A 26,936-nucleotide genomic window follows, 5' to 3' on the forward strand; every position below is an offset into this window, starting at 1 on the left:
CAGCCGTGCTTTCACTCCCTCTCCCGCTGGCGGGAGAGGATTGGGGTGAGGGGGGCTCTCAGACCGCCAGCATCTTCCCCGTCCGCTCATACCGGCTGTGCCAGGACAGCGCCTCGTCCAGCAGATGCGGCGTGTGCAGGCCGCCGTGCCCGGCGCGGGCGTTGGCCTCGCTGCGTTCCACGTAGTCCAGCAACGCGGGCCTGAAGTCCGGGTGGGCGCAGCGCTCGATGATCAGGCGTGAGCGCTGGCGCGGCGAAAGGCCGCGCAGGTCGGCCAGGCCTTGTTCGGTCACGATGATCTGCACGTCGTGTTCGGTGTGGTCCACGTGGCTGACCATGGGCACGATGCAGCTGATGCTGCCGCCCTTGGCGGTGGACGGCGTCATGAACACCGAGAGGTAGGCGTTGCGCGCGAAGTCGCCCGAGCCGCCAATGCCGTTCATGATGCGCGTGCCCATCACGTGGGTGGAGTTCACGTTGCCGTAGAGGTCGGCCTCGATCATGCCGTTCATGGCGATCAGCCCCAGGCGGCGGATCACCTCGGGGTGGTTGCTGATCTCCTGTGGCCGCAGCACGATGCGCTCGCGGTAAAAGTCCAGGTTCTCCACGAATTCCTGCATCACCGGCGCCGAGAGCGAGATGGCGGTGGACGAGGCCATGCGCATCTTGCCGGACTTGAGCAGGGCCAGCATGCCGTCCTGCAGCACCTCGGTGTAGCCCTGCAGGTCGTTGAACGGGCCCTCGTTCAGGCTCTCCATCACCGCATTGGCGATGTTGCCCACGCCCGACTGCAGCGGCAGCAGCTCGGGCGGCAGCCGGCCTTGCTTCACTTCGTCCTGCAGGAAGGCCATCAGGTGGCCGGCGATGCGCTTCGAAGCCTCGTCGGGCGCCGAGAAGCGGGTGTCGCGGTCGGGCAGATGCGTCTCGACGATGGCGACGATCTTGCCCGGGTCGCAGCGCAGGTAGGGCTCGCCGATGCGCTCGCCCGCGTGCGTCATCGGGATCGGCTTGCGGTGCGGCGGGCGCTCGGTGCCGTAGTAGATGTCGTGCATGCCTTCCAGGCCGAGCGAGTGGCCGTGGTTGACTTCCAGAATCACCTTGTCGGCCTGGTCCAGCCAGGTCTTGTTGTTGCCCACCGAGGTGGCCGGGATCAGGCGGCCGTCTTCCAGGATGCCCGCGACCTCGATCACCGCCACGTTGAGCTGGCCGAGAAAACCGAACCACACGTACTGCGCCACGTGCGAGAGGTGAATGTCGATGTAGGCCATCTCACCGTCGTTGATGCGCGCGCGGCAGGTCGGGTCGGACTGGTAGGGCAGGCGCATGTCCATGCCGCCGACCTTGGCGAGCGCGCCGTCCAGCTCGGGCGCGGTGGAGGCGCCGGTCCAGACGCCGATGCGGAAGGCTTTGCCGGCGTCGTGGTGCGCCTGGATGTGGCGGGCCAGCGCCAGCGGAATCGCTTTCGGGTAGCCGGCGCCGGTGAAACCGCTCATGCCGACGTGGTCGCCGTGCTGGATGAGGGCGGCGGCCGCCTCGGCCGACATGATCTTCTGGCGCAGGCCGGCGTGGGCGATGCGGGACGGGCTGATGGGGGGCGGATTCTGGGTCATGGGGTGGTGTTAGGGTTAACCCTAGGTTTTGCTATCGTAACGGATGCCCGTGTCGGCAAAGCGCCAAAAAGCACCGTTTTTGACGGGCGCGCATAATCCGCCGCCATGGAAACCAAGTGGCTGGAAGACTTTGTGAGCCTGGCTGAAACCCGCAGCTTCAGCCGTTCGGCGCAGCTGCGCCACGTCACCCAGCCCGCGTTCTCGCGCCGTATCCAGTCGCTCGAGGCCTGGGCCGGCACCGATCTGGTGGACCGCTCCTCGTACCCCACGCGCCTCACGCCCGCGGGCAAGACCCTGTACGAGCAGTCGCTGGAGATGTTGCAGGCGCTGCAGAGCACGCGCGCCATGCTGCGCGCCCACACCGCGGCGGCGCAGGACGTGATCGAGTTCGCCGTGCCGCACACCCTGGCCTTCACCTTCTTCCCCTCCTGGCTGTCGGGCCTGCGCGAAACCTGCGGGCCGATCAAGAGCCGCCTGATCGCGCTCAACGTGCACGACGCGGTGATGCGCCTGGTGGAGGGCAGCTGCGACCTGCTGATCGCCTACGACCACCTGGCGCAGCCGCTCCAGCTCGACGCCGAGCGCTACGAAATGCTGCCCCTGGGGCGCGAACTGCTCGCGCCCTACGTGCGGCCCAACGAACAGGGCGGGCCGCTCTATGCCCTGCCGGGCACCGTGGGGCAGCCCCAGCCCTACCTGGCCTACGCGCCGGGCGCCTACCTCGGCCGGGCGGTGGACCAGATGCTCAAGCAGAGCAAGACCCCGGTGCACCTGGACCGGGTCTATGAAACCGACATGGCCGAGGGCCTCAAGGCGATGGCGCTGGAAGGCCACGGCATCGCCTTTCTACCCTCCAGCGCGGTGCGCAAGGAAGTGCGGGCGAAAAAACTGGTGTCCGCCGGCGGCGGGCTGGAGACCGAGCTGGACATCCGCCTCTACCGCGCCCGCACGCTCGACCCGCAGAAGGGCAAACGGGCGGTGCAGCAGTTCTGGAACCGCCTGAGCGAAACCCTGGTCCGCCCCTCGGTTTGAGACAATCGGGGCATGAACGCCACAGCCCCCACCGCCACCCTGACCCTCACCCGCCCGGACGACTGGCACCTGCACGTGCGCGACGGTGAGGCGCTGCGCACCGTGGTGCCGCACACGGCGGCCCAGTTCGGCCGCGCGATCATCATGCCCAACCTCAAGCCGCCGGTGACCACCGCGGCGCAGGCCCTGGCCTATGCCGAGCGCATCCGCGCCGCTGTGCCCGAGGGCATGGCCTTCGAGCCACTGATGACGCTGTACCTCACCGACAAGCTGCCGCCCGACGAAATCGCCCGCGCCAAAGACGCCGGCGTGGTCGCCGTCAAGCTCTACCCGGCCGGCGCCACCACCAACAGCGACGCCGGCGTGACCGACATCCGCAAGACCTACCCCACGCTGGAAGCCATGCAGCGCGCCGGCATGCCGCTGCTGGTGCACGGCGAAGTCACCAGCCCCGAGATCGATCTGTTCGACCGCGAAGCCGTGTTCATCGACCAGCAACTGATCCCGCTGCGCCGCGACTTCCCCGAACTCAAGATCGTGATGGAACACATCACCACGAAGGAAGCCGCGCAGTACGTGGCCGAAGCCGGCCGCTTCACCGCCGCCACGCTCACCGCGCACCACCTGCTGTTCAACCGCAACGCCATCTTCACCGGCGGCATCCGCCCGCACTACTACTGCCTGCCGGTCCTGAAGCGCGAAACCCACCGCCTGGCCCTGCTGGCCGCGGCCACCAGCGGCAGCGACCGCTTCTTCCTGGGCACCGACAGCGCCCCCCACCCGGCCCACCTGAAAGAACACGCCACCGGCTGCGCCGGCTGTTACACCGCGCACGCCGCCATCGAGATGTACGCCGAAGCCTTCGACAACGCCGGTGCGCTCCACCAGCTCGAAGCCTTCGCCAGCTTCCACGGCCCGGCGTTCTACGGCCTGCCGCGCAACACAGGCACCATCACCCTGAAGCGCGAGAACTGGACGCCGCCCGAGAGCTTCGCCTTCGGCGAAGCCGAGCTCAAGCCGCTGCGCTCGGGCGAGGCCCTGCCCTGGAGGCTGGTGTGAGCGCGCGCGAGGCGCTGCGCGCCGAACCGCACATCGCCTTGCTGATCGATGCCGACAACTCGCCCGCGGCCAAGATCGACGTGATCCTGACCGAGCTCTCCACCTTCGGCGTGACCAATGTGCGGCGCGCCTACGGCAACTGGAAGAAGAGCGAACTCAAAGGCTGGGAAGAGAAGCTGCACGAACACGCGATCCGGCCCATGCAGCAGTTCGACTACTCCAAGGGCAAGAACGCCAGCGACATGGCGATGGTGATCGACGCGCTGGAACTGCTCTACACCGACCGCCCCGACGCCTTTGGCATCGTGTCCTCGGACGCCGACTTCACCCCGCTGGTGATGCACTTGCGTGCCAAAGGCGCCGCGGTGTACGGGTTCGGTGCGCAAAAGACGCCCGAGCCCTTCGTGAACGCCTGCTCGCGTTTCCTCTACCTCGACAAACTCGGCACCGACGTGGCCGCCGAGACGGACGAGGCGGTGCCGGTGGCGCCGCTGCGGGTGCCCACGGCCCAGCTCAAGCAGGACGCCCGGCTGGTCGGGCTGCTGCGCAACGCGGTGCAGGCGGCGGCCGACGAAACCGGCTGGGCGCGCGTGGGCGCGGTGGGGCAGCAGATCGGCAACCAGGCCTCGTTCGACTCCCGCAACTACGGCTACTCCACGTTGACCAAACTGCTGGCGGCTTCGCAGCTGTTCGAGCTGGCCCACGAAGGCACCTCCCAGGTCGCGGTGCGCGACAAGCGGCAAGGCAAGGCGGCCCGCGCCGGATGAACCCCGGGCTGGCCCACATCGACTGGCGGGCGCCCTGGCTGGCGCCGTGCCGGGCGCTGGGCGAACCCCTGGCGCAGCAGGTGGTCACCGGGCACTGTGGCCGCGCGGCGCTCAACGTGGCCGGTACGGCTCCGGTGCGTTTCGTGCCCCAGGCCGATCTGCCCCCCGGCATGGCCTACGAGCAGTTCATCCACGACACCGGCTGCGTGCCCACGCGCGACGGCCTGCACGACTTCTTCAACGGCCTGTGCTGGATGCGTTTCCCGCGCACCAAGCGCCTGCTCAACCGCCTGCAGGCGGCCGAAATTCAGGCCGCTGGCGTAGGCCCGGTGCGCGGGCCGGTGCGCGACGCTCTCACCCTGTTCGACGAAAACGCCGCGCTGCTGCAGGCACCCGATGCGCTCTGGGACGCGCTGCTGGCGCGCGACTGGCAGCGCCTGTTCGTCGACCTGCGGCCGCTCTGGGCGCAGGCGCGGCTGGACCTGTTCGGCCACGCCCTGCTGGAGAAACTGGTGGCGCCCTACAAGTCCATCACCGCCCACGTCTACCGTGCGCCCGTGCCCACCGGGCTGGGCGGCGACACGGCCGGCTGGGACGCCTGGCTGGAGGGCCGCCTGAGCGCCGCCGAACTGGGCACCAAGCCCTTCACGCCGCTGCCGGTGCTGGGCGTGCCCGGCTGGTGGCCCGCGAACGAAGACCCCGCGTTCTACACCGATGCCGCCGTGTTCCGGCCCGCGCGCGTGAGCGCCTGACCTGACCCCCTTCGCTGACACCCCTTCACCGTCCGGCGACGGTCTCGCAACACCATCCCTTGCAGCAACCCCATGACCTTGCCCGCTTCGCCCTCGTGGTCCCATCTGAACCTGGCGCAGGACGCCGATCGCGCCCAGCTCGCCGCGCATTTCAAGGCCGCCGGTGTGCGCGACGTGGAGTGCCTGTTCGCCGACGTCACGGGCTACCCGCGCGGCAAGCTCATGCCCGCGGCCAGCTTCGCGGCGGGTGGCGAGCTGCGCATCTGCCAGGCCATTCCCATGCAGTGCGTGACGGGCGAATACAGCTACGACCCGATCTTCCCGGACAGCGACCCGGACGTGCGCCTGGTCCCCGATCTGGCCACGCTCAAGCCCGCGCCCTGGGCCAGCGTGCCGCGTTATCTGGCGGTGCACGACTGTTATGAGCTCGACGGCAGCCTGTGCGAGTTCGCGCCGCGCTCGGTGCTCCAGCAGGTGGTGGCGCGGTACCAGGCGCGTGGCCTCAGGCCGGTGATCGCACCCGAGATCGAGTTCTACCTGACCGCCGCGATGACCGACCCGGCCCAGCCCCTGACCTACCCGGTGGGCCGGGGCGGCCGGCCCGAAGTGGGGCAGTCGGCCTTCAGCTTGAACCAGCTCAACGAGCTGGCGCCGTTCTGGGACGCCTTGCACGCCGCCATCGACGGCCTGGGCATCCGCGCCGACACCTGGCTGCACGAGGTGGGCCAGAGCCAGTACGAGATCAACCTGCTGCACGGCGACCCGGTGGCCGTGGCCGACCAGGCCTTTCTGTTCAAGACGGCGGCGCGCGAGATCGCGCTGCAGCACGGTCTGAACGCCGTCTTCATGGCCAAGCCCATCAGCGGCCAGGCCGGCAGCTCCATGCACCTGCACCAGAGCGTGGTGGACGCACAGGGCCGCAACATCTTCAGCCAGGCCGACGGTTCGGCCAGCGAGGCCTTTTTCCACTACCTCGGCGGCCTGCAGGCCTACACGCCCGACCTGGCGCTGATCTACGCGCCGTCGGTCAATGCCTACCGCCGCTACGTGGCGGGCAGCCAGGCGCCGATCAACGTGGCCTGGGGCCACGACAACCGCACCACCGGCCTGCGGGTGCCCGACAGCCCGCCCGCGGCCCGCCGGGTGGAAAACCGCCTGGCCGGTGCCGACGCCAACCCCTACCTGGCGATGGCCGCCACGCTGGCCGCCGGGCTGGCGGGGATCGACGAGCGCCTGCCGCCCAGCGAGCCGGTGCAGGGCAACGGCTACGACCTCGCGCGCGGCCTGCCGCGAACTTTTTCCACCGCCCACGACCAAATGGCGCACAGTGAGCACGCGCCGCGCCTGCTGGGCGAGCGCTTCGTCCGGGGCTATCTGGCGGTGAAAGCGCTGGAGCACGACCACTACCTGAACGAAGTGAGTGCCTGGGAACGGCGTTACCTGCTGCCACAGGCTTGAAATACACCCCGTTCACCCTCACCATGATCTGGCCGTTTTTCCTACCTTCGGAGACTTCATGAAACGCATCCTGCTGTTCGTCCTGACCAACTTTGCCGTCATGGCGGTGCTGTTGATCACCACCCGCATCCTGGGCGTGGACCGTTTCCTCACGGCCAACGGGCTGAACATGACGGCGCTGGCCGGGTTCTCGCTGGTGATCGGTTTTGGCGGCGCCATCATTTCGCTGCTCATCAGCAAGCCCATGGCCAAGTTCAGCACCGGCGCGCGGGTCATCAACCAGCCCCAGACCGCCGACGAGGCCTGGATCGTGCAGACGGTGCAGAACTTTGCCAGCAAGGCCGGCATCGGCATGCCCGAGGTGGCCATCTACGAGGGCGCGCCCAACGCCTTCGCCACCGGCGCCTTCAAGAACTCGGCCCTGGTGGCCGTGTCCACCGGCCTGCTGCAGAACATGACCAAGGAGGAAGTCGAGGCCGTGATCGGCCACGAGGTGGCCCACGTGGCCAACGGCGACATGGTCACCATGACGCTGATCCAGGGTGTGATGAACACCTTCGTGGTGTTCCTGAGCCGTGTGATCGGCTATGCGGTGGACGCCTTCCTGCGCCGCGGCAGCGACAGCCACTCCGGCCCCGGCATCGGCTACATGGTCACCACCATCGTGATGGACATCGTGCTGGGTTTCCTGGCCGCCATCATCGTGGCCTGGTTCAGCCGCCAGCGCGAGTTCCGCGCCGACGCCGGTGCCGCCAACCTGATGGGCCGCAAGCAGCCCATGATCAACGCCCTGGCCCGCCTGGGTGGCCTCACCCCCGGTGAGCTGCCCAAGACCATGCAGGCCATGGGCATCACCGGTGGCCTGGGCAAACTGTTCTCGACCCACCCGCCGATGGAAGAGCGCATCGACGCGCTGCAAAAACTCTGAAACCGAACCGTTGAAAGCATGCAAAAAGGGCGACCCGAGGGTCGCCCTTTTTGTGGCCCGATGCCCGGGCGCTCAGCGCCACTCACGGTCCCAGTGGTCGTCCGCCGAGCGGCGGGGGTAGTCTTCTTCATAGGCGATCTGCGCCTCGACCGGTTCGGCCTGGTAGGCGCGGGAGCCGCTCACCACACGCGTCATTACGGGCTGCAGGTCTTGCCGCTGCTGATAGCGGCCGTATCCGTCGTGGCGCGGATACGGGCTGGCCATGGCCGGCGTCACGTTCACCCGCACGAAGCGACCCGGCTCTTCCGGCATCTGCACCTTGTATGTGACGCCGGCGTATCGGTAGACCACGTCGTAGCCCACGGTGCGGCTCTGGTAGTGGGTCTGGGTCTGGCACTGGCGCACCACCTGCGTGCTGGGTTGTCCATGGCCTTCGATGCGGTTGCCCACCACGGCACCGCCCACCAGGCCGATCACGGTGGCCAGGGCGCGGCCGTTGCCGTCACCGATCGCGTTGCCCATGGCGCCGCCAGCGATGCCGCCGATCACCGCGCCAGCGCCCGTCTTGCGCCCGGGCACCACGACGGTCTCGTCGCGGCAGACTTCGCGCGGCACGGCAATGCGCTCGACCACGGGTGTGCTGCTGAGCACACGGGCCTTTTCCATCCGGGCTTGTGCCAGGCCGCTGGCGCTCACGCCGATCAGGCCGGCAAGGACGGGAATCAGGACGGGCTTGTTCAGAGTCATGGAGAGCTCCTGTGTTGAGGTGCCTCCATGGTGCGCAGCCTGTGTCAAGCCCACTTGGGGCCTGTGTAAAGCTGCCCGGCCAGTTGTAACGGCCGGTGTCTGCCCCGGCCCTGGTCTCAGGCGGCTGGTTGCAGGCCGAGCAGGTCGTGTGCCAGTGCCTCGGCCACCTTGAGGCCGTCCACCCCGGCCGAGAGGATGCCACCGGCGTAGCCCGCGCCTTCGCCCGCGGGGTACAGGCCGCGCGTGTTCAGGCTCTGGAGGTCGGGGCCGCGTGTGATGCGCAGCGGCGAACTGGTGCGCGTCTCCACACCGGTGAGCACGGCGTCGGCCATGTCGTAGCCCTTGATCTTGCGGCCGAACACGGGAATGGCTTCGCGCATGGCCTCGATGGCGTAGGCGGGCAGGGCGGGGACGAGGTTGCCCAGTTTCACACCCGGCTTGTACGAGGGCACCACGCCGCCCAGCGCCGTGGACGGCCGCTGCGTCACGAAGTCGCCCACCAGCTGGCCGGGCGCCTCGTAGGTGGCGCCACCCAGCTCGTAGGCCCGGGCTTCGAGCTGGCGCTGCAGCACGATGCCGGCCAGCGGATGCGTCTGGCCCTGCGCCGCCAGCGCCTGGGCCTGCTGGGCGTAGCGCGCGCCGTCGGCATCGCCGAAGGCGGCGGTCCACAGCGGGGTGTCTTGCGGAAACTGTTGCGGGAAGTCGGCCGGCTCGATGCCCACCACCAGGCCCGCGTTGGCGTTGCGCTCGTTGCGCGAATACTGGCTCATGCCGTTGGTGACCACACGGCCCGGTTCGCTGGTGGCGGCCACCACGGTGCCGCCCGGGCACATGCAGAAGCTGTAGACCGCGCGGCCGTTCTTCGCGTGGTGCACCAGCTTGTAGTCGGCCGCGCCCAGCAGCGGGTGGCCGGCGTGGCGGCCCCAGCGCGCGCGGTCGATCACGCTTTGCGGGTGCTCGATGCGAAAGCCGACCGAGAACGGCTTGGCTTCGAGGAACACGCCCGCGTCCAACAGCAGCGCGAAGGTGTCGCGCGAGCTGTGGCCCAGGGCCAGCACCACGCGCCGCACCGGCATCTCCAGCGTGTCACCGCTGTCGAGCCGGCGCACCCGCAGCGCCGCGATGCGCTGGCCGTCGCCGTCGGGCGCCAGCGTGAGGCCGCAGACCTGGTGCTGGAAACGGATCTCGCCCCCGAGCGCGACGATCTTGTCGCGCATGGCCTCGACCACCTTCACCAGCTTGAAGGTGCCGATGTGCGGGTGGGCCTGGTAGAGGATCTCGGGCGGCGCGCCGGCCTCCACGAACTCCTGCATCACCTTGCGGCCGAGGAAACGCGGGTCCTTGATCTGGCTGTAGAGCTTGCCGTCGGAGAACAGGCCGGCGCCGCCCTCGCCGTACTGCACGTTGCTCTCGGGGTTGAGCTGGCGCTTGCGCCACAGGCCCCAGGTGTCCTTGGTGCGCTCGCGCACCGGTTTGCCACGCTCCAGCACGATCGGCCTCAGGCCCATCTGCGCCAGCGCCAGCGCCGTGAACAGGCCGCAAGGCCCCAGGCCCACCACCACCGGCCGGTCGGACTCGTCCGCGGGCCAGCCGGCGGGCGCGTGGCCGGGCGGCTGCCAGGCCATGTCGGGCGTGGGCTGGATGTGCGGGTTGGCGGCGTGTTGCGCGAGCAGGGCCGCTTCCTGCGCCGGGTCCGCCAGCGTCAGGTCCACGATGTAGACGGCGAGCAGGTCGGCCTTGCGGGCGTCGAAGCTGCGCTTGAAGATCTGCAGGTGGGCGATGGCGGCGGTGTCCACACCCAGGGCCTGCGCGGCCAGCCGCGTCAGGGCTTCGGTCGGGTGGGGCGGCGGCTCGCGGTCGGCGTCGGTTTCGGTGGGCGCGTCGGCGGCGCGGCGGTGTTCGGCCGGCACCTCGGCCAGGGGCAGTTTGAGTTCGGCAATGCGGATCATGGCGGTGGCTTGTGTTTATCAAGCAGCGGGGGCGTTATTGTCGCCGTTCCACCGGCGCGCTTGCGCTGGACAATATATCCGGGTAAAATGATTTCATCCGGGTAAAATAAAACCATGCCGCCTTCTCAATCCTCTTCGCTGTCCGCCGTGCCACCACGGGTCCCCGCGCTGTGGCGCGTCTACCTGGTGTTCCTGGCGCCCATGGTGCTGTCCAACATCTTGCAGGGCCTCTCGGGCACGCTCAACGGCATCTTCATCGGGCAGATGCTCGGCACCCACGCGCTGGCGGCGGTCTCGGGCATGTTTCCCATCGTGTTCTTCTTCATCTCGCTGGTGATCGGGCTGGGCGCGGGCGCCTCGGTGCTGATCGGCCAGGCCTGGGGCGCGCGCGAACCGCACAAGGCGAAAGCCATCGCGGGCACCGCCATCACGCTGGGCGCGCTCATCGGGCTCGTGGCCGCGGTGCTGGGCACCGCCTTCGCCCGCGAAGCCATGCTGGCGCTGGGCACCCCGGCCGACGTGCTGGCCGACGCCGTGGCCTACGCGCGGATGATGATGCTCTTCATGCCGCTGCTGCTGGTGTTCATCCTGCTCACCCAGCTGCTGCGCGGTGTGAGCGATACCGTCTCGCCCCTGCTGGCGCTGCTGCTGTCCACCACCGTGGGGCTGGTGTTGACGCCGGCGCTCATCCAGGGCTGGCTGGGCCTGCCCCGGCTGGGCATCCAGAGCGCGGCGGTGGCCGGCTTCGTCTCCACCGCCGCCGCACTGGTGTTTCTGGCGCTGCGCCTGCGCCGCCTGGGCCATGTGCTGGCGCCCGACCGCGAGCTGCTCAAGGTCCTGCGGCTGGACCGCGCCATCCTGGGCAAGGTGCTGCGCATTGGCCTGCCCACGGGTCTGCAGATGGTGGTGATCTCGCTGTCGGAGCTGGTGATCCTGGCGCTGGTCAACGGCCACGGTTCGCAGGCCACCGCGGCCTATGGCGCGGTCACGCAGATCGTCAACTACGTGCAGTTTCCCGCGCTCTCGATCGCGATCACGGCCTCGATCCTGGCGGCGCAGACCATCGGCGCGGGCCGGGTCGAGCGGCTGGGTGCGATCCTGGGCACGGGCCTGTGGCTCAACGCCGTGCTCATCGGCGGCCTGGTGCTGCTGGGCTACGCCCTCTCGCACACGGTGTTGGGCCTGTTCCTCACGCAGGCGCCGGTGCTGGAGCAGGCCGAGCACCTGCTGCACCTGATGCTCTGGAGCATCCTGGTGTTCGGCTTCCAGGCCGTGATCGGTGGCGTCATGCGCGCCAGCGGAGACGTCCTGGTGCCCATGGCCATTTCGGTGTTCTGCATCCTGGGCGTGCAGCTGCCGGTGGCCTACGCGCTGAACGCCCGCCTGGGGCTGGAAGGCATCTGGATCGCGTTCCCGGTGGCCTATGTGGCCATGCTGGGCCTGCAGACGGCGTACTACCGGGGCGTCTGGCGCCACCGCAAGATCCGCCGCCTGGTCTGAGTGGCTGAGTGCGGGATAATCCGCCGGTGAAGCGCGCCAGGCCGTCGCTGGCACAGCCCGCAAGGGAACCCGAAAGGGAGTGCTGGAGGAACGTCCGGACTGCACAGGACAGCGTAGGAGGTAACACCTCTCCACCGACAAGCCAGAAGGGTTCGCCCGGATGACCCTAAGGTGAGGATCAGAGCAACAGAGACGAGTCACCTGGGGTGCCGCAGCGTAGGCGAAAGCCGAAGCTACGAGCAACCAAGGTGGGTGAAACGGGCAATCTCTACGCGCAGCAATACCAAATAGGCCAGCGTTGACGTGGTTCCGCGGAGCTGGCGGGTAGGTAGCACCGAGCCGATTGGGCGACCATCGGCCCAGATGAATGGCGGTCACACCGGGGGAAACCCCGGTGCACAGAATCCGGCGTAACGGCGCGCTTCACACTATTTTTCTTCGATCAACCGCGTGGCATGTGGCCCGTGCGCAGGGCGTATGCCCAGTCGGGGCGGTCCCGTTGATCGGCCAACAAGGCCATGGACTCGTGGTCGTACGGCACGCTGATCAGGTCGCAGATCCAGCGCCCGTTGTGTTTCTCGACCACCGCATACCGTGCGTGCGGGCTGCCGGTTTCGATGCGGTGGTAACGCGACAGCGGGTACGGGTGGTCGTCGTCGTAGGCGGGCAGGCCCACGCTGCCGGGGTTGACGATCAACAAGCCGGCGAGCTCCACGGACCGGGGCACATGGGTGTGCCCGCAGGCGAGCAGACCGATGTGCGGCGGAATGCGCCCATCGAGCCGTTCCTCTATTTCGGCCGGCGTGGCCAAGCGGGCCTCTTCCCCCACCGGCGTTTCCAGCAGGTACTCGATGTCGCTGCGCGGGCTGCCGTGGCACAGGGCCACATCGCTGCCCAGCCGGTCGGGCCACATCGTCGCTTGATGCAGTCGGGGGTCGCAGGGGTCCGCGTGGCTGGCCAGCCAGGCCTTGTCAGTCTCGGCCAGTTGGCCGCTGGTGTAGGCGTCCGACGGGTTCTGGCGCGGCAAGGGCAGGTGCAGGACCTGCCGCTCGTGGTTGCCCGCGACATGCAGCCAGGGCAGCGTGCTCAGGCGCTGGGCGGTCTCCATGGGCAGCAAAGGGCCGCTGAGGGTGTCGCCCAGGTTGACGACCTGATGCACCTGGCGGCGTTCGATGTCTTGCATGACGGCCTCCAGGGCGGCCAGATTGCCGTGGATGTCGGATACCAGTGCCAGGCGCATACGTCCTCCTGTTTGTGTTCAGAGATTGAAACCACCCAGGCTCTGGAGGCGCTCCACGTGGGCCAGCAGCGAGCGCTTGGCCACCGGCCACAGGCGTTCGGGCACGTCGTCGTAGGCCAGCTTCACCCAGTCGTCCATGGTGCCTTCGGGTTGGTGTTGCATGGCGCGCACCACCTTGGCTTCGCGCGCCAGGCGGTGGGCTTTCAGGTGGGCGATCGCCGCGCGGGCGCCGCCGTGTTCCGGTGCGCTCGGACTGTCCGCGGTTCGCCTCAGGTCGCCCAGCACGTAGCCGTGCGCGGGCAGGATGAATTCGACCCCGTGTTGCGCGCACAGCCGGTCCAGCTTGTCCAGCGAATCGAGGTAGTCGCCCATGTGGCCGTCGGGCGGGTCGATCACGGTGGTGCTGCCGTTGAGGATGTGGTCGCCGCTGAACAGCAGGCCGTCTTCTTCGAGCAGCAGGCAGAGGTGGTTGGCCGCGTGGCCGGGGGTGTGCACCACCTGCAGCGTGTGGGTGGCGCCGTCCTGGCCCTGCAAGACGAGGCGTTCGCCGTCGGCCAGCGCGCGTTCGGGCGTGAAGCGGCTGTTCTCGCGCGAGGTGGGCGCGCTGGGCAGACCGAGGATGGGCGGCTTCTCGGCACACAGGGCCTGCAGCCGCGCGGCGCCGGGCGAATGGTCGGGGTGGGAGTGGGTGCAGACGATGGCGCGGATGTCGCCACCCGCGGCGCGCCACAGGCGTTCGATGTGTTCTGGAATGTCCGGTCCGGGGTCGATGGCGATGTGGCCGCTCATCGGGTCGCCCACCAGGTAGCTGTTGGTGCCCGGGCCGGTCATGAAGCCGGGGTTGGGCGCGGTGAGCCGTTGCACGTTTTTCAGCAGCGGCACCGGGCGCTGTGTCTGCCAGGCCAGCTCGTGCACGATCTGCCCGTGGGGGCTGACGAGCGCCAGTTCGCCAAACGGGGCCTCGTGTTCCATATGGCGCGATTCGTGGCCGTTCAGCAGGCCGGCACGCGGGCAACTGGTGAACAGCGGCTCATCGCTGACCGCACAAGCGTTCAACAGCTCATCGACCGAGGCAAAGGCCTGCAACCGCTCCAACGTGCGGGCGGTCGGGAAGATGATGAAGAAGTCGCCCGCCGCGTGGCGCGCCAGGGCGTCGGCCGGGCGCACCCAGACCGGTTCGAACTGCTCGGTCTCATCGGCCACCGGCTCCTGACCCTCGGGCATGCGCGCGACGAGGAAGGGCACGTCGAAGCGGCGTGGCAGGTCGCGGTCGGTGATCCAGTGGGCGAGCACGAAGACCTCGGCGCCGGACAGCGTGAGGCCCTGCGTCGCGCATTGGGCGGCGAACGGCGCCTGGCGATCCAGCGCCGCGATCTGCGCCGTGCCCAGGTGCGAGCCGTCGGCGCGGCGCGCGAGCAGGATGCCGAGCTCCTCGAAGCTCTCGCGGATGGCGGCGATGGCCTGCGTCAGGTGCAGGTCGCTTTGTGTCGCGCGGCGGGTGGACTGGCCATGCGATTGCGCATCGGCGGCGTCGATGCCGCCGCCCGGAAACACGTAGGCGCCGGGCGCGAAACTCGCCGTCATGGAGCGGCGTGTCATCAGCACTTCGATGCCCGGGTTGGCGGGCTCGGCGCTGTCGCGCAGCAGCAGCACGGTGGCGGCGGGGCGCACGGCGGCGGGCGTGCGGACGGGGTGCAGGCGTTGGGATGAGCGGACCATGCCGCATTGTGCTGCGCCCTGCCCATGGGCGCTGTCGCCCCGGTGGATGCACTTTCGCCAGCGTCAGAATCCGTTCACCTGTCGAAGCCTCGCGTGGTGCGAGCACTTCGACACGGATGGCGCGCAAAGCGCTGTCAGGCGGTCCCGAGCGCCGCCATCTCGGGCGACAGGCCCTGCCAGGCGATGTCGAAACCTGGGGTGTGGCGAGCGGGGGGCAGCGGCGGCGTGCGCAGCGCCCAGTGGGTGCCGGCGGTGACGCTGTCGATCACCGGCACAGGCACATCGCTCTGGATGGCCGCAGCCATGCCGGCCAGGCCCGCGCCGCCGAGGATGACGGCCTGCACGCCGAGCTGGTGCGCCGCATCGCGGCAGGCCTGGGCCAGCAGGCGGTGGGCGCCGGCCGGGTCGGCGGCAAGCTGCGCGCCCGTGGGTACCACGGTGTGGATGCCCGCGAGCTGCTGCGCCTGACCGAGCGCCTGCGCGAGGCGCTGCAGCATCGGTCCCCAGCGCTCGCCGCCGGTGACGATGGCGTAACGGCCGTGGCGCGCGGCTTCGATGAAGGCGGCCTCGGCCAGACCGGTGACCGGCGCGGGGCTGGACTCGCGCAAGGCCATCAGGCCCGGGTCGCCGAAGCAGCCGATCAACACCGCGTCGGGTGGGGCTTCTGCGCTCGCCAGCGCAGAAGCCCAGGCGTCGAGCGCGGCGTGGGCGGCCACGGCGTAGCTGGCTTCGTCGGCGATGTAAGGCGCGCCGAAGCGCGCGGTCACGGTGCGGACCTGCACGTGCAGACCGGCGGCGGCCTGTACATGGGTCTGCAGCAGCGCGCTCACGCGCTCCGAGGTGTTGGGGTTGATGACCAGCAGCTGTTTCATGTTCAACCGAACAGTTGCATCAGGTCCGGCGCGCCGTCGCGTGTGGGCTGAAAGCTCAGTTGCGACTCCAGCCGCTCCAGGTGCTCGCGCATCAAGCGCGAGGCCTCGCGTGCATCGCGCAGCTTGATCGCCGAAAGCAGGGCGCGGTGCTCCTGGCAGCCGCAGGCGGTGGCGTCTTCGCGCGCCTGGTTGTGCGGCGCGCTGTAGGTCATGAGGATCAGCGAGGTGCGCGAGACCAGCTCGCGCAGGATGCGGCCGAGCGTGTCGTGTCCGGCGTGGTCGGCGATGTGCAGGTGGAAGTCGCCCGAGAGCCGGATCGCGCGCCGCATGTCGCCCGCGGCGCGCGCCGCCTCTTCGTCGCGGATGCAGCGGGTGAGGGTCTGGATGTCGGCCGTGGTGGCCGAGGCAATGAAGCGCTCCACCAGCGTGGGCTCGATCATGCGCCGCACCTCGAACACCTCGCGCGCCTCCTGTTCGCTGGGCTGGGCGATGGACGCGCCGCGGTTGGGCGTGAGCGTCACCACCTGTTCGTTGGCGAGGCGCACCAGCACCGGGCGGATGCGCGTGCGGGAAACGCCGAAGGCCTCGGCCAGCCGGTCCTCCACCAGCTTGGTGCCGGGCGGCAGCCGGTGGTCGAGGATGGCCGAGACCATGCGCTCGTAGATATCCTGATCGGACAGCGGCGTCATGGTCGTGGCGGGTGGAGCCTTCGGCTTCGTCATAGGGGGCATTCTCCGGCGCCACGGTCCAGCACACACCGTGGAACGGGCTTTGCCCGGCCACGGGTGTGGTCCCCCCTCCTGAGGGGGGAAGATGCGAAGCGGCGCAGGGGGGTCATCGCTTTTTCAGGAGCATGGCCACACCCACGGTGACGCCGATCACCACGAACGACACCACGGTGGTCACGGTGCCCAGCGCGTAGATGGCTGGCGTGGTGACGGTGGAGGTGAGGCCCTGCAGCTCCAGCGGCAGGGTGTTGACGTCGCCGATGGCCTGTGAGGTGCGGGCAATCTCGTCCCAGCTGAGCGTGAAGCCGAACATGCCGATGCCGACCACCGAGGGGCCGATCAGGGGCAGTACCACGTGGCGGAAGGTCTGCCAGGGCGTGGCGCCCAGGTCGCGCGCCGCTTCTTCATAGGCCGGGTTGAAGCGGTTGAACACCGCGAACATGATCAGCAGGCCAAACGGCAGGGTCCAGGTGAGGTGGGCACCGAGCGCCGAGGTGAACAGGCCGAGTGCGGTGCCGTATGCCTCCAGCGTGCCGGTCGCGCCCACCGCTTCGAGCAGCCACTTGAGGCCACCGTCGAGCAGGCGGAACTGCAGGCCGATGCCCAGCGACACGATGATGGACGGCATGATCAGGCTGGCCACCGTCACATAGAACAGCGCGTTGCCACCGCTGAGCTTCTTGCGGAACGCCAGCCCCGCCAGCACCGAGAACAGCACGGTCAGCAGCATCACCACGCCACCCAGCATGAGCGAGCGCAGGAAGGCCGCGCCGATGTCCACCGTGCCCAGGCCCTCGGCGAGCTGGCGGAACCAGTGCAGCGACAGACCCCGCAGCGGGAAGGTCAGGCCGCCCTCCGGCCCTTGGAACGAGAGCACGAAGATGACGAACATCGGGCCGTACATGAACAGCACGAAGAGCGCGAAGACCAAAGCCAGTGGCCAGAAGCCGGGGGCGCGGGATTCGGTGGTGTGGGACATGGTCAGAGTTCCTTCCTGATATCAACCAGGCGGGTCAGGCACCAGATGATCATCAGCACCACCGCGAGCAGGATCACGGCGTTGGCGGCGGCCAGCGGGAATTGCAGGTAGCTGGTCTGTACCTGGATGATCTTGCCGACCGAGGCAATCTGTTGTCCGCCCATGACGCCGATGGTCACGAAGTCGCCCATGACGATGGTGATGACGAAGATCGAGCCGATGATGATGCCGGTCTTGCACAGCGGCACGACCACGTTCCACAGCGTCTGCCAGGCGCTGGCACCGGCGTCGCTGGCGGCCTCGAGCAGGCTGCGGTCGATGCGCATCATGCTGTTGAAGATGGGCACGATCATGAACATGGTGTAGAGGTGCACGAAGGCCAGCACCACCGAGAAGTCGGAGAACAGCAGCCACTCGATGGGGGTCTCGATCAACCCCATGCCCTGCAGGCCCTGGTTCACCAGGCCGTTGCGCCCGAGCAGCGGCACCCACGAGATCATGCGGATCACGTTCGAGGTCCAGAACGGCACGGTGCACAGAATGAACAGCGCCGTCTGCATGCCGGAAGAGCGCACATGAAACGCCAGGAAATACGCCACCGCAAAACCCAGCACCAGCGTGATGCCCCAGACCAGCAGGCTGAACTTCAGCGTGGACAGATACGTGGATAGCGAGACGCAGAAATCGCCGTGTTCGGTGAGTGTCGAGCAGCCTTCAAAAATAGCGAAGTAGTTGCGCAGCGTGAATGCCGGCAACAGCTCGTACTCGTTGAAATCCCAGAAACTGACCATCACGATCAGCCCCAGCGGAATCAGGAAGAACAGCACAAACACCAGCGTGAACGGCGCCGCCTGCCACCAGGCGTGCAGCGTGCGGTTCGGGCTGTCGGCGACAGGCGCCGCGATCGAAGTGGATGTGCTGCTCATGGAGAGAACCAATCAAGGGAAGAAAGCGAGCGTGGAGCGAGACTTCGCGGCGAGCGCAGCGAAGCCCCCTCCAGGCCACCGCGGAACCGGCTTTGCCGGGCCACCAGTGGCGCCCCCCTCCGGGGGGTGACGCCGCAGGCGGCGCGGGGGGCAGAGTTCGTCACGCAGCGACGAACTCGTTCCACTTCCTCACCATGTACTCGTTCTCATCCATCACCGCGTTCCAGCAGGCGATGCCGCCCATGCGCGCTTCGTAGCTGCCGCCGTCGCGCACCGCGCCGGCCTTGGCCAGCACGTCGCCATTCGGGCTCTTGATGTCCTGCGCGGCGGGTTTGCCTTCCATCCAGTAGGCCCACTCGTAGGCTTCCATCTTGGCCTTGGCAGTCTCCAGCACGGCGCTGTAGTAGCCCTGGCGGTTGAGGTAGGCGCCGGCCCAGCCGTCGAGGAACCAGTTGATGAACTCGTAGGCGCCGTCGAGCTTGCGGCCGCTCAGCGTGGCGGGCAGGCCGAAACCGGCGGCCCAGGCGCGATAGCCTTCCTTGAGTGGCTGGAAGTTGCAGGCGATGCCCTTGGTGCGCACGGCGGTCACGGCCGGGCTCCACATGGACTGGATCACCACCTCGCCCGAGGCCATCAGGTTCACCGACTCGTTGAAGTCTTTCCACAGCGCGCGGAACTGACCGGCCTTCTTGGCTTCGATCAGGGTCTTGATCGTCAGGTCGATCTCGGCCTTGGTCATGTTGCCCTTGTCCGGGTACTTGTGGATGCCCATGGCCTCCACCACCATCGCCGCGTCCATGATGCCGATGCTGGGGATGTTCAGGATGGCGGCCTTGCCCTTGAACTCTGGGTTCAGCAGCTCTGCCCAGGAGCTGATGGGGCGCTTGATCAGGTCGGGGCGGATGCCCAGCGTGTCGGCGTTGTAGACCGTGGGAATCAGGCTCATGAACTGGGTCGGGCTCTTGGCGAAGACCTTGCTCTTTTCGCCTTCGAGGTAGATCACCTTCTTGGGCGCCGTGCCCTGGTCGCCCACGGCCTTGCCGGCCACGGTGCCGGTGGTGAACAGCGGGGTGATCTTGTCGGCGTTCTTGATCTTCTTGACGTCGATGCCCTTCAAGTTGCCGGTGGGCACGATCTTCTTGAGCGAGAAGTACTCGGTGTCGATCAGGTCGAAGCTGTTGGGTGCGGTCACGGCGCGTTTGGTCACGTCGTCGGTGGTCACGGCCACGTACTGGATCTTGATGCCGGTGTCCTTCTCGAACTTCTCGGCAATCGTCTTGTCCTGGTTCACCGCGGTGCCCAGGTACCGCAGGGTGATCTTGTCCTGGGCGTGCACGGCCGGGGCCAGGCCGCTGGCCAGGATGCCGGCCATGCCGGCGGTGCCCTGCAGCAGGCTGCGGCGCGAGAGGCCCGTGGCGGGCGTGGCGGAAATGGGGTCGATCGGATCGGACATGGTGAAGCTCCTGTGGCTGGGGTTGGAACGGGGAAGGGAAGCGGAAAAGAAGGATCAGGCGCTGCCGAAGCTGTGGGCCTGTTCGGGTGCCCAGGTCAGGCCGACGCGGTCGCCCGGGTGGTAGGGGGCCTGCACGAAAGCGGCCTCGGACAACATCACCGACACCTTGTCGCTGGCCTCGGCCTGATCCAGTTGCAGGCCCAGCAGCACGTAGCTGCCCTGATACTCGACATCGCTCACGGTGGCGGGCCAGCCCGCGCCCTCGGCCGGTGCGAGGCGGATGTGGTCGTTGCGCACGGCAACCTTGCCCACGGTGGTGTTCAGCACGTTGTGGCCGCCCATGAAGCGCGCCACGAACTCGCTGGCCGGGCGGTTGTAGACCTCGTGCGGCGAGCCGACCTGTTCGATGCGGCCGTGGTTCATCACCACCATGGTGTCGGCCAGGGCCATGGCCTCTTCCTGTGAGTGGGTGACGTGGATGAAGGTCAGGCCCAGTTCCTTTTGCCAGTGGCGCAGCTCGGCGCGCATCTGGATGCGCAGGAAGGGGTCGAGCGCGGACAGCGGCTCGTCGAGCAGCAACACGCGCGGCTGGGTGATGAGCGCGCGCGCCAGCGCCACGCGCTGCTGCTGGCCGCCCGAGAGTTCGCCCGGTTTGCGCTGCGCCAGGTGGCCCATGGCCACACGTTCCAGCAGGTCCTGCGCCTGGCGCTGGCGGGTGGCCTTGTCCACGCCTTTCATCTTGAGGCTGAAGGCCACGTTGTCCAGCGCCGAGAGGTGCGGGAACAGCGCGAAGCTCTGGAACATCATGGCCGTGCCGCGCGCGGCCGCGGGCAGGCCGGTGATGTTGCGGTTCTCCAGCAGGATGTCGCCGCTGGTGGTGCTTTCGTGCCCGGCGATCATGCGCAGCGTGGTGCTCTTGCCGCAGCCCGAGGGCCCGAGCAGGCAGCAGTAGCTGTTGGCGGCGATGCGCAGGTCGATCGCGTCCACCGCCACGCTGCCCTGGGCGTAGCGTTTGGTCAGGGCGATGAGTTCGATGGCGTTGGGCGTGGGGGTGGAGGCGTCCATGCCAGCCGTTGATGCACAAGGCGTGCCAGGCGTTTTGTACGCAATGCGCACAGGATTGTGTACAAAATGGCACTCTTGTTGTGCGCAAAACGGTGGCGCGAGGCGACTCATGGACCGCGCCGGTGCATGCGCACCGCTGTGAGGCGCGCCCCGGCGTGCGACCCACGCACCGCCGGGCGGCGTGATGGGCGGATAATTCCGCCCATGCACATCCGCTTCACCAAAATGCAGGGCGCGGGCAACGATTTCGTCGTGCTCGACGAGACGCGCGGCCTCCTGGGGCTCAGCCATGCGCAGTACCGCTGGCTGGCCGACCGCCACTTCGGCGTCGGCGCCGACCAGATCCTCAGCGTGCGGCCCTCGCCCGGACCGGGGCTGGACTTTGAATACGTGATCCACAACGCCGATGGCGGCGAGGTCGAACACTGCGGCAACGGCGCGCGCTGCTTCGTGAGCTATGTGCGCGACAAAGGCATGACCGACGCCAACCCGGTGCGCGTGAAAGTGAAGCACGGCGAGATCAGCCTGGCGCTGAACCCCGACGGCCGGGTCACCGTGGACATGGGCGCGCCCGTGTTCGCGCTGGAGCGCGTGCCGTTTGATGCGAGCGACCTGCAGGCCCAGGCCATGGGCAACTTCGAGCGCTGGCCGCTGGCCTTGCCGGGTGGCGGCGAGGCGCTGGTGTCGGTGCTGTCCATGGGCAACCCGCACGCGGTGCAACTGGTGGACAACGTGGACAGCGCGCCCGTGTTGGCCCAAGGGCCGCTGATCGAGCTCCACGCCCGATTTCCCGCCCGCGTCAACGCCGGCTTTTTGCAGATCGTCAACCGCGGCCAGGTGCGCCTGCGGGTGTACGAGCGCGGCGCCGGCGAGACGCTGGCCTGCGGCACCGGTGCCTGCGCCGCCGTGGTGGCCGGCATTCGCCTGGGTCTGCTGGATGCGAAGGTCGACGTGCAGACGCACGGCGGCGTGCTCACCATCGAATGGGCCGACACACCGGCCCACGACGCCCCGGTTTTCATGACCGGCCCGGCCACCACCGTGTTCGAGGGCGAGATCAATGTGCCCGACCTCGCTTGATCGCGCGCCGTTCGCGCTCGGCTGAACCCTTTACCGCCCGACCATGACCCCCAACACCATCCCCCCGATCACCGAAGACGACATCGCCAACTACCTGGCCAACACCCCCGACTTCTTCGTGCGCCACGCCGGCCTGCTGGGCACGGTGCAACTGACCAGCCCGCATGGCAGCCGCGCGGTGAGCCTGCAGGAGCGCCAGGCCGAGCTGCTGCGCGACAAGATCAAGGGCCTGGAGCAGAAGGCGGTCGAGATGATCCGCCACGGCAGTGAAAACTCGGCCATTGCCGACAAGCTGCAGCGCTGGACCAGCGAGTTGCTGCTCACGCGCGACCCGCGTGAGCTGCCCTGGGTCGTGGTGCGCGAGATCGCCGCGCAGTTCCAGGTGCCGCAGGTGGCCGTCAAGGTCTGGGGGGTGTCGCCCGAGTTCGCCGCAGAGCCGTACGCGCAGGGCGCCAGCGAGGACGTGATGGCGTTTGCCGCGTCGCTCACGCTGCCCTACTGCGGGGGCAACCCCGGGCTGGAGGCCGCGCAGTGGCTGGACGACCCCAAGGCCGTGGCCTCGCTGGCGCTGATTCCCCTGCGCAGCGTTGCCGTGCCCCAGGCCTTTGGCCTGCTGGTGCTGGCCTCGAACGACGCGCAGCGTTTCGCGGCCGACATGGGCACCAGTTTCCTGGAGCGCATCGGCGAGCTCACCAGCGCCGCGCTCTCGCGGCTGCGCCCCGAGGTCTGAACCCAGACCCGAGCACCGAATGACCGGCCCGCTGTCGCGCACGGATGTGGCCCTGGGGCAGGCCGACGATGCGGCCCTGGTGCAGGCCTATCTGGCACACGTGCGGGTCGAAAAGCGGCTCGCGGAGCGCACCGTGGTGCTCTACACCGGGGATCTTGAAAAACTGGCCCATCAGGCCGCTGCCGCGGGCGTTGCCCTGCGCCGCGTGCAGAACGCCCACATCCGCCGCTGGGTTGCGCAGATGCACAGCGGCGGACGCAGCGCGCGTGGCATCGCCCTGATCCTGTCGGGCTGGCGCGGTTTCTACGTGTGGCTGGGCCGTCAGGGCCTGGTGGAACACAACCCGGTGCAGGACGTGCGCGCGCCCAAGGCGGGCAAGCCGCTGCCCAAGGCGCTGGGCGTGGACGAATCGGTGCAGCTCGCTTCGCACGTGGAAGCGGCCGACGACCCGGCGCTGGAGGCGCGCGACGCCTGCATCACCGAGCTGCTCTACGGCTGCGGTCTGCGCATCGGCGAGCTGGTGGGGCTGGACGTGGTCGCCAGCGCCAGTGCGCGCGGCTGGATCGACGCGCAGGCCGGCGAAGCCCATGTGCTGGGCAAAGGGTCCAAGCGGCGCAGCGTGCCGGTGGGCCGCGCGGCGCTGGCGGCCTTGGCCCGGTGGCTGGAGCTGCGCACCGCCTGGGTGGGCCACAAGATCGACGCTTCCGCCGCCCTGTTCGTGGGGGCCGGTGGCCAGCGCCTCACGCCGCAGCACATCCGCGTGCGGCTCAGGCGCCGCTCGCTGCTGGCCGGCCTGGCCACGCCGGTGCACCCGCACATGCTGCGCCACTCGTTCGCCAGCCACGTGCTGCAGTCCAGCGGCGATCTGCGCGCGGTGCAGGAGCTGCTGGGTCACGCCAGCATCAGCACCACGCAGGTCTACACCCGGCTCGATTTCCAGCACCTGGCGCAGGTGTACGACGCGGCCCACCCGCGGGCGCAGGCGCGTGCCGGGGATGCGGGTGGCAATGGCCCGGCACGCCCGCCCGCGGCGGTGCCGGCGCGCAAGCCCGGGCGCTGACCGGCCCGGGACGCCGGGCCAGGATGCCTGGGCGATGGGGCCGGGTTATCCCTGTAGGATTTGCCGGCCCAGCCCCGACAATCGTTCCATAAGCAATCACTACTTAATCCCAGGAGACCCTCCATGCTCAAGTTCCTCATGGCCCTCAAGTCGCTGCTGCTCGCCGGGCTCATGGCCACCTCGCTGTCGGCGCAGGCGGCCGACGACGCGATCAAGGTCGTCTATCACATGAGCGAAGGCATCCCCCAGGCTTCGCGCGCCATCAACAACATCCGCAACCACCTGGCGGCCGACCCCAAGGCCAAGATCGTGGTGGTGACCCATGGCCTGGGCATCGACTTCCTGCTCGATGGCGCCACCAACCAGATGGAGCAGCCCTTCGCGGGCGCCATCGGTGAACTGGCGGCCAGGGGCGTGGAATTCCGCGTCTGCAACAACACCCTGGTCTCGCGCAAGATCGACCCGGCGAGGGTGGCAATGGAAGCCAAGATCGTGCCCTCGGGCGTGGCCGAGGTGGCCCGGCTGCAGGCGCGCGAGGGTTTTGTTTACCTACGCCCTTGACTTGGCCCACCCCCGCCGCGCTGCGCGCGACCCCCTGAAAGGGGCAACGCGAGCGGCCCGGCGGAGCCGGTTCCACCGCATCCTGGGTTTGTGCACTTCGCGCCGGAAGGGGCCACCTCCCCGCACCGAGGGGGAGCCCCCAAGGGCACCGCCGGGCCGGCTTCGCCGGACGGCCGGTGCCGCCCCCTGGGGGGTGACGCCGCAGGCGGCGCGGGGGGTGACAATCCCCCCCCATGAAAACCATTCGACTGAGAGCCGGCAAAGAGCGTTCGCTGCTGCGCCGCCACCCCTGGGTGTTTGACGGCGCCGTCGCCAAGGGCGGCGGGGACGCGGGCGAAACCGTGCGTGTCGAAAGCGACGAAGGCCAGTTCCTGGCCTGGGGTGCGTTCTCTCCGGCCTCGCGCATCCGCGTGCGCGCCTGGAGTTTTGACGAGGCCCAGCGCATCGACGCCGCCTTTTTCCGCGACACGCTGGCGCGCGCCATCGCCCTGCGCGAGCGCCTGGGCATCGAAAGCAACGGCATCCGCCTGGTGCACGGCGAGTCCGACGGCCTGCCGGGCCTGATCGTGGACCGCTACGGCGACACGCTGGTGGCCCAGTTCACCGCCTGTGGCGTGGAGCGCTGGAAGGCGGTGATCGCCGATGCGCTGATCGAACTCACCGGCTGCCCGCGCCTGTACGAGCGTTCCGACACCAGCAGCCGCAAGCTCGAAGGCCTGCCCGATGCCACTGGCTGGCTGCGTGGCAGTGGCGACACCTCTCTGGAACTGCTGGAGCACGGCTGGCGCCTGGGGCTGGACATCGCGCACGGCCACAAGACCGGTTATTACCTGGACCAGCGCGACAGCCGCCTGGCCCTGTACCAATACACGAAGCGCCTGGGTTTTGCCCAGGTGCTCAACTGCTTCAGCTACACCGGCGGCTTCAGCGTGGCCGCGCTGGCGGGCGGGGCAGGGCACGTGACCAGCATCGACTCGTCCGGCCCGGCGCTGGAGCAGGCGCGAGCCAACTTGTTGCTCAACAGGCTGAATCTGGACCAGGCCAGCTTCATGGACGCCGACGTGAACGCCTCGCTGCGCCAGTTTGTGGTTGAGGGGCGCACGTTCGACGCCATCGTGCTCGACCCGCCCAAATTCGCACCCACGGCGGCCCACGCCGAGCGCGCGGCCCGCGCCTACAAAGACCTCAACCGCCAGGCCTTCAAGCTGCTCACACCCGGCGGCGTGCTGTTCACCTTCTCCTGCTCGGGCGGCATCGGGGTGGAACTGTTCCACAAGATCGTGGCCTCGGCCGGACTGGACGCGGGTGTGGACGGCGCCATCCTGCAGCGCCTGGGCGGCGCCTGCGACCACCCGATGACCATCAACTTCCCCGAAGGCGAATACCTCAAAGGCCTGGTGGTGATGAAAAAGGCGTAGAACCCGTGGGTCGCATACACTCCCCCGCTGTTTCGTCCCCCGCCACCCCGTTGCCGGAGTTTTTCCCGCCATGTCCCTGATCCCTGCCACCATCCTCACCGGCTTCCTCGGTTCGGGCAAGACCACGCTGCTCAAGCGCGTGCTGACCGAGGCGCATGGGCAGAAGATCGCGGTGATCGAGAACGAGTTCGGCGAGGAGAACATTGACAACGAGATCCTGGTGGCCGACACGCAGGAAAACATCATCCAGATGAGCAACGGCTGCATCTGCTGCACCATCCGCGACGACCTGCGCGCCACGCTGCACGACCTGGCCGAGAAAAAGCGCAAGGGTGAACTCGACTTCGAACGCGTGGTGATCGAAACCACCGGCCTGGCCGACCCCGGCCCGGTGGCTCAGACCTTCTTCATGGACGACGAGGTCGCCGAGCAGTATTTGCTCGACTCCATCCTGACCCTGGTGGACGCCAAACACGCGGCCGACCAGCTCAACGACCGCCAGGAGGCGCGCCGCCAGGTGGGCTTTGCCGACCAGATCTTCATCAGCAAGGCCGACCTGGTGAGCCAGGAAGAGCTCGACGCGCTGATCCATCGCCTGAAACACATGAACCCGCGCGCGCCCATGCGCCCGGTGCATTTCGGCGAAGTGGCGCTCAGCGAGGTGTTCGACCTGCGCGGCTTCAACCTCAACGCCAAGCTCGACATCGACCCGGATTTCCTCAAGGTCGAAGACGAGCACGACCATGATCACGACCACCACGATCATGAGCACGGCGAGCACTGCAACCACGCCTCGCACCAGCACGGTCACGAAGGCCACGGTCATCACCACCATCACGACGACGATGTGAAGAGCTTCGTCTACCGCGCCACCCGGCCGTTCGACCCGGCCAAACTGGAAGATTTCCTGGGCGCCATCGTGCAGGTCTATGGCCCGCGCATGTTGCGTTACAAGGGCGTGCTCGACATGCAGGGCACCGACCGCAAAGTCATCTTCCAGGGCGTGCACCAGCTCATGGGCAGCGACCTCGGCCCTCCCTGGGCCGCGGGTGAAGCCCGCGAAAGCAAAATGGTGTTCATCGGCCTGGACCTGCCGCGTGACATCCTGGTCCAGGGCCTGGACCAGTCGCTGGTTTGACCAGCGCCACCAGCACGCGATGGCATGACGATCGAATGAACAGGATCTGATCGTGCTCTTTGTCTCGCTTCTCCAACGATTGGGATTTCGATCAAACCCGGCGGCGGTTGCCGCGGAGCCACCCTCGTTACAATCGCGGCCCAAGTCGGCCGCCCGACGACCCGCC

At 68.4% G+C, this 26,936-nt stretch carries 24 protein-coding genes and 1 other RNA gene; 14 read left to right on the forward strand and 11 right to left on the reverse strand.

The window, feature by feature from the left end; translation table 11 throughout:
- Positions 1-58 precede the first annotated feature (58 nt).
- Positions 59-1,609 (reverse strand): acetyl-CoA hydrolase/transferase family protein, encoded by a 1,551-nt coding sequence (locus KIH07_RS08150; protein ID WP_226491496.1) that lies wholly within the window; start codon positions 1,607-1,609, stop codon positions 59-61.
- A gap of 105 nt (positions 1,610-1,714) precedes the next feature.
- Between KIH07_RS08150 and KIH07_RS08155 the strand changes: the two genes are divergently transcribed.
- From KIH07_RS08155 to htpX, 6 genes are all read left to right on the forward strand, one after another.
- Positions 1,715-2,641 (forward strand): LysR substrate-binding domain-containing protein, encoded by a 927-nt coding sequence (locus tag KIH07_RS08155; RefSeq protein WP_226491497.1) that lies wholly within the window; start codon positions 1,715-1,717, stop codon positions 2,639-2,641.
- Between the two features lie 12 nt (positions 2,642-2,653).
- Positions 2,654-3,700: a dihydroorotase gene (gene pyrC / locus KIH07_RS08160; RefSeq protein WP_226491498.1), complete on the forward strand. Its 1,047-nt coding sequence runs from the start codon at positions 2,654-2,656 to the stop codon at positions 3,698-3,700.
- A complete protein-coding gene (locus KIH07_RS08165) occupies positions 3,697-4,467 on the forward strand; it encodes an NYN domain-containing protein (RefSeq protein WP_413465719.1) in 771 nt (256 codons plus the stop codon). The genes pyrC and KIH07_RS08165 overlap by 4 nt, the downstream gene beginning before the upstream one ends.
- Positions 4,464-5,219 carry a DUF3025 domain-containing protein gene (locus KIH07_RS08170; protein WP_226491499.1) on the forward strand — a complete coding sequence of 252 codons (756 nt, stop codon included), beginning with the start codon at positions 4,464-4,466 and terminating at the stop codon, positions 5,217-5,219. Before KIH07_RS08165 ends, KIH07_RS08170 begins: the two co-directional genes overlap by 4 nt.
- A 72-nt stretch (positions 5,220-5,291) precedes the next feature.
- Positions 5,292-6,677 (forward strand): glutamine synthetase family protein, encoded by a 1,386-nt coding sequence (locus KIH07_RS08175; protein WP_226491500.1) that lies wholly within the window; start codon positions 5,292-5,294, stop codon positions 6,675-6,677.
- A 58-nt stretch (positions 6,678-6,735) separates the two neighbouring features.
- Positions 6,736-7,605 carry a protease HtpX gene (htpX, locus tag KIH07_RS08180; RefSeq protein WP_226491501.1) on the forward strand — a complete coding sequence of 290 codons (870 nt, stop codon included), beginning with the start codon at positions 6,736-6,738 and terminating at the stop codon, positions 7,603-7,605.
- 72 nt (positions 7,606-7,677) lie between these two features.
- On the opposite strand, the gene KIH07_RS08185 is transcribed toward htpX, so the two are convergent.
- Together KIH07_RS08185 and KIH07_RS08190 are read right to left on the reverse strand one after the other, a co-directional pair.
- Positions 7,678-8,352: a glycine zipper 2TM domain-containing protein gene (locus tag KIH07_RS08185; protein WP_226491502.1), complete on the reverse strand. Its 675-nt coding sequence runs from the start codon at positions 8,350-8,352 to the stop codon at positions 7,678-7,680.
- A 116-nt stretch (positions 8,353-8,468) separates the two neighbouring features.
- Positions 8,469-10,301, reverse strand: coding sequence for an NAD(P)/FAD-dependent oxidoreductase (locus KIH07_RS08190; RefSeq protein WP_226491503.1), 1,833 nt, complete (start codon positions 10,299-10,301; stop codon positions 8,469-8,471).
- 114 nt (positions 10,302-10,415) lie between these two features.
- Here KIH07_RS08190 and KIH07_RS08195 point away from each other — a divergent pair, with 114 nt between their 5' ends.
- Positions 10,416-11,801: an MATE family efflux transporter gene (locus tag KIH07_RS08195; protein WP_226491504.1), complete on the forward strand. Its 1,386-nt coding sequence runs from the start codon at positions 10,416-10,418 to the stop codon at positions 11,799-11,801.
- 28 nt (positions 11,802-11,829) lie between these two features.
- Positions 11,830-12,230: RNase P RNA component class A (rnpB, locus tag KIH07_RS08200), an RNA gene on the forward strand.
- A gap of 13 nt (positions 12,231-12,243) precedes the next feature.
- Here the strand turns inward: rnpB and KIH07_RS08205 are convergent.
- The 8 genes from KIH07_RS08205 to KIH07_RS08240 form a co-directional block, all read right to left on the reverse strand.
- A complete protein-coding gene (locus KIH07_RS08205) occupies positions 12,244-13,041 on the reverse strand; it encodes a metallophosphoesterase family protein (RefSeq protein WP_226491505.1) in 798 nt (265 codons plus the stop codon).
- An 18-nt stretch (positions 13,042-13,059) separates the two neighbouring features.
- Entirely contained in the window at positions 13,060-14,760 is a 1,701-nt protein-coding gene (locus KIH07_RS08210; protein WP_226491506.1) for an MBL fold metallo-hydrolase, read from the reverse strand.
- Positions 14,761-14,894: 134 nt separating this feature from the next.
- On the reverse strand, positions 14,895-15,632 hold the full coding sequence (locus KIH07_RS08215; RefSeq protein WP_226491507.1) for an aspartate/glutamate racemase family protein: 738 nt from the start codon (positions 15,630-15,632) through the stop codon (positions 14,895-14,897).
- Between the two features lie 2 nt (positions 15,633-15,634).
- On the reverse strand, positions 15,635-16,354 hold the full coding sequence (locus KIH07_RS08220; RefSeq protein ID WP_226491508.1) for a GntR family transcriptional regulator: 720 nt from the start codon (positions 16,352-16,354) through the stop codon (positions 15,635-15,637).
- Positions 16,355-16,466: 112 nt separating this feature from the next.
- The gene (locus tag KIH07_RS08225) at positions 16,467-17,339 is read right to left on the reverse strand and encodes an ABC transporter permease (RefSeq protein ID WP_226491509.1); all 873 of its coding nucleotides are present in this window, start codon (positions 17,337-17,339) and stop codon (positions 16,467-16,469) included.
- Positions 17,340-17,341: 2 nt separating this feature from the next.
- A complete protein-coding gene (locus KIH07_RS08230; RefSeq protein WP_226491510.1) occupies positions 17,342-18,265 on the reverse strand; it encodes an ABC transporter permease in 924 nt (307 codons plus the stop codon).
- 160 nt (positions 18,266-18,425) lie between these two features.
- Entirely contained in the window at positions 18,426-19,718 is a 1,293-nt protein-coding gene (locus KIH07_RS08235; protein WP_226491511.1) for an ABC transporter substrate-binding protein, read from the reverse strand.
- Positions 19,719-19,772: 54 nt separating this feature from the next.
- Positions 19,773-20,783, reverse strand: coding sequence for an ABC transporter ATP-binding protein (locus tag KIH07_RS08240; RefSeq protein ID WP_226491512.1), 1,011 nt, complete (start codon positions 20,781-20,783; stop codon positions 19,773-19,775).
- A gap of 204 nt (positions 20,784-20,987) precedes the next feature.
- Here KIH07_RS08240 and dapF point away from each other — a divergent pair, with 204 nt between their 5' ends.
- The 6 genes from dapF (at position 20,988) to KIH07_RS08270 (ending at position 26,770) form a co-directional block, all read left to right on the forward strand.
- Complete coding sequence (dapF, locus tag KIH07_RS08245; RefSeq protein WP_226491513.1) at positions 20,988-21,863, forward strand: diaminopimelate epimerase; 876 nt, start codon at positions 20,988-20,990, stop codon at positions 21,861-21,863.
- Positions 21,864-21,906: 43 nt separating this feature from the next.
- Positions 21,907-22,593, forward strand: a complete 687-nt coding sequence (locus tag KIH07_RS08250) for a DUF484 family protein (protein WP_226491514.1) — start codon at positions 21,907-21,909, stop codon at positions 22,591-22,593.
- 19 nt (positions 22,594-22,612) lie between these two features.
- Positions 22,613-23,653, forward strand: a complete 1,041-nt coding sequence (locus KIH07_RS08255; RefSeq protein WP_226491515.1) for a tyrosine recombinase XerC — start codon at positions 22,613-22,615, stop codon at positions 23,651-23,653.
- 123 nt (positions 23,654-23,776) lie between these two features.
- Positions 23,777-24,214 (forward strand): DsrE family protein, encoded by a 438-nt coding sequence (locus tag KIH07_RS08260; protein ID WP_413465720.1) that lies wholly within the window; start codon positions 23,777-23,779, stop codon positions 24,212-24,214.
- A gap of 233 nt (positions 24,215-24,447) precedes the next feature.
- Positions 24,448-25,632 (forward strand): class I SAM-dependent rRNA methyltransferase, encoded by a 1,185-nt coding sequence (locus KIH07_RS08265; RefSeq protein ID WP_226491516.1) that lies wholly within the window; start codon positions 24,448-24,450, stop codon positions 25,630-25,632.
- Positions 25,633-25,702: 70 nt separating this feature from the next.
- Entirely contained in the window at positions 25,703-26,770 is a 1,068-nt protein-coding gene (locus tag KIH07_RS08270; protein ID WP_226491517.1) for a CobW family GTP-binding protein, read from the forward strand.
- The last annotated feature ends 166 nt before the right edge of the window (positions 26,771-26,936 follow it).

This window comes from Hydrogenophaga taeniospiralis (assembly GCF_020510445.1).
GTDB lineage: Bacteria > Pseudomonadota > Gammaproteobacteria > Burkholderiales > Burkholderiaceae_C > Hydrogenophaga.

Coding starts and splice junctions, on each gene's coding strand:
- KIH07_RS08150 (WP_226491496.1), bottom strand. CDS start 1,609: ATGACCCAGAATCCGCCCCCCATCAGCCCGTCCCGCATCGCCCACGCC.
- KIH07_RS08155 (WP_226491497.1), top strand. CDS start 1,715: ATGGAAACCAAGTGGCTGGAAGACTTTGTGAGCCTGGCTGAAACCCGC.
- pyrC (WP_226491498.1), top strand. CDS start 2,654: ATGAACGCCACAGCCCCCACCGCCACCCTGACCCTCACCCGCCCGGAC.
- KIH07_RS08170 (WP_226491499.1), top strand. CDS start 4,464: ATGAACCCCGGGCTGGCCCACATCGACTGGCGGGCGCCCTGGCTGGCG.
- KIH07_RS08175 (WP_226491500.1), top strand. CDS start 5,292: ATGACCTTGCCCGCTTCGCCCTCGTGGTCCCATCTGAACCTGGCGCAG.
- htpX (WP_226491501.1), top strand. CDS start 6,736: ATGAAACGCATCCTGCTGTTCGTCCTGACCAACTTTGCCGTCATGGCG.
- KIH07_RS08185 (WP_226491502.1), bottom strand. CDS start 8,352: ATGACTCTGAACAAGCCCGTCCTGATTCCCGTCCTTGCCGGCCTGATC.
- KIH07_RS08190 (WP_226491503.1), bottom strand. CDS start 10,301: ATGATCCGCATTGCCGAACTCAAACTGCCCCTGGCCGAGGTGCCGGCC.
- KIH07_RS08195 (WP_226491504.1), top strand. CDS start 10,416: ATGCCGCCTTCTCAATCCTCTTCGCTGTCCGCCGTGCCACCACGGGTC.
- KIH07_RS08205 (WP_226491505.1), bottom strand. CDS start 13,041: ATGCGCCTGGCACTGGTATCCGACATCCACGGCAATCTGGCCGCCCTG.
- KIH07_RS08210 (WP_226491506.1), bottom strand. CDS start 14,760: ATGGTCCGCTCATCCCAACGCCTGCACCCCGTCCGCACGCCCGCCGCC.
- KIH07_RS08215 (WP_226491507.1), bottom strand. CDS start 15,632: ATGAAACAGCTGCTGGTCATCAACCCCAACACCTCGGAGCGCGTGAGC.
- KIH07_RS08220 (WP_226491508.1), bottom strand. CDS start 16,354: ATGACGAAGCCGAAGGCTCCACCCGCCACGACCATGACGCCGCTGTCC.
- KIH07_RS08225 (WP_226491509.1), bottom strand. CDS start 17,339: ATGTCCCACACCACCGAATCCCGCGCCCCCGGCTTCTGGCCACTGGCT.
- KIH07_RS08230 (WP_226491510.1), bottom strand. CDS start 18,265: ATGAGCAGCACATCCACTTCGATCGCGGCGCCTGTCGCCGACAGCCCG.
- KIH07_RS08235 (WP_226491511.1), bottom strand. CDS start 19,718: ATGTCCGATCCGATCGACCCCATTTCCGCCACGCCCGCCACGGGCCTC.
- KIH07_RS08240 (WP_226491512.1), bottom strand. CDS start 20,783: ATGGACGCCTCCACCCCCACGCCCAACGCCATCGAACTCATCGCCCTG.
- dapF (WP_226491513.1), top strand. CDS start 20,988: ATGCACATCCGCTTCACCAAAATGCAGGGCGCGGGCAACGATTTCGTC.
- KIH07_RS08250 (WP_226491514.1), top strand. CDS start 21,907: ATGACCCCCAACACCATCCCCCCGATCACCGAAGACGACATCGCCAAC.
- KIH07_RS08255 (WP_226491515.1), top strand. CDS start 22,613: ATGACCGGCCCGCTGTCGCGCACGGATGTGGCCCTGGGGCAGGCCGAC.
- KIH07_RS08260 (WP_413465720.1), top strand. CDS start 23,777: ATGCTCAAGTTCCTCATGGCCCTCAAGTCGCTGCTGCTCGCCGGGCTC.
- KIH07_RS08265 (WP_226491516.1), top strand. CDS start 24,448: ATGAAAACCATTCGACTGAGAGCCGGCAAAGAGCGTTCGCTGCTGCGC.
- KIH07_RS08270 (WP_226491517.1), top strand. CDS start 25,703: ATGTCCCTGATCCCTGCCACCATCCTCACCGGCTTCCTCGGTTCGGGC.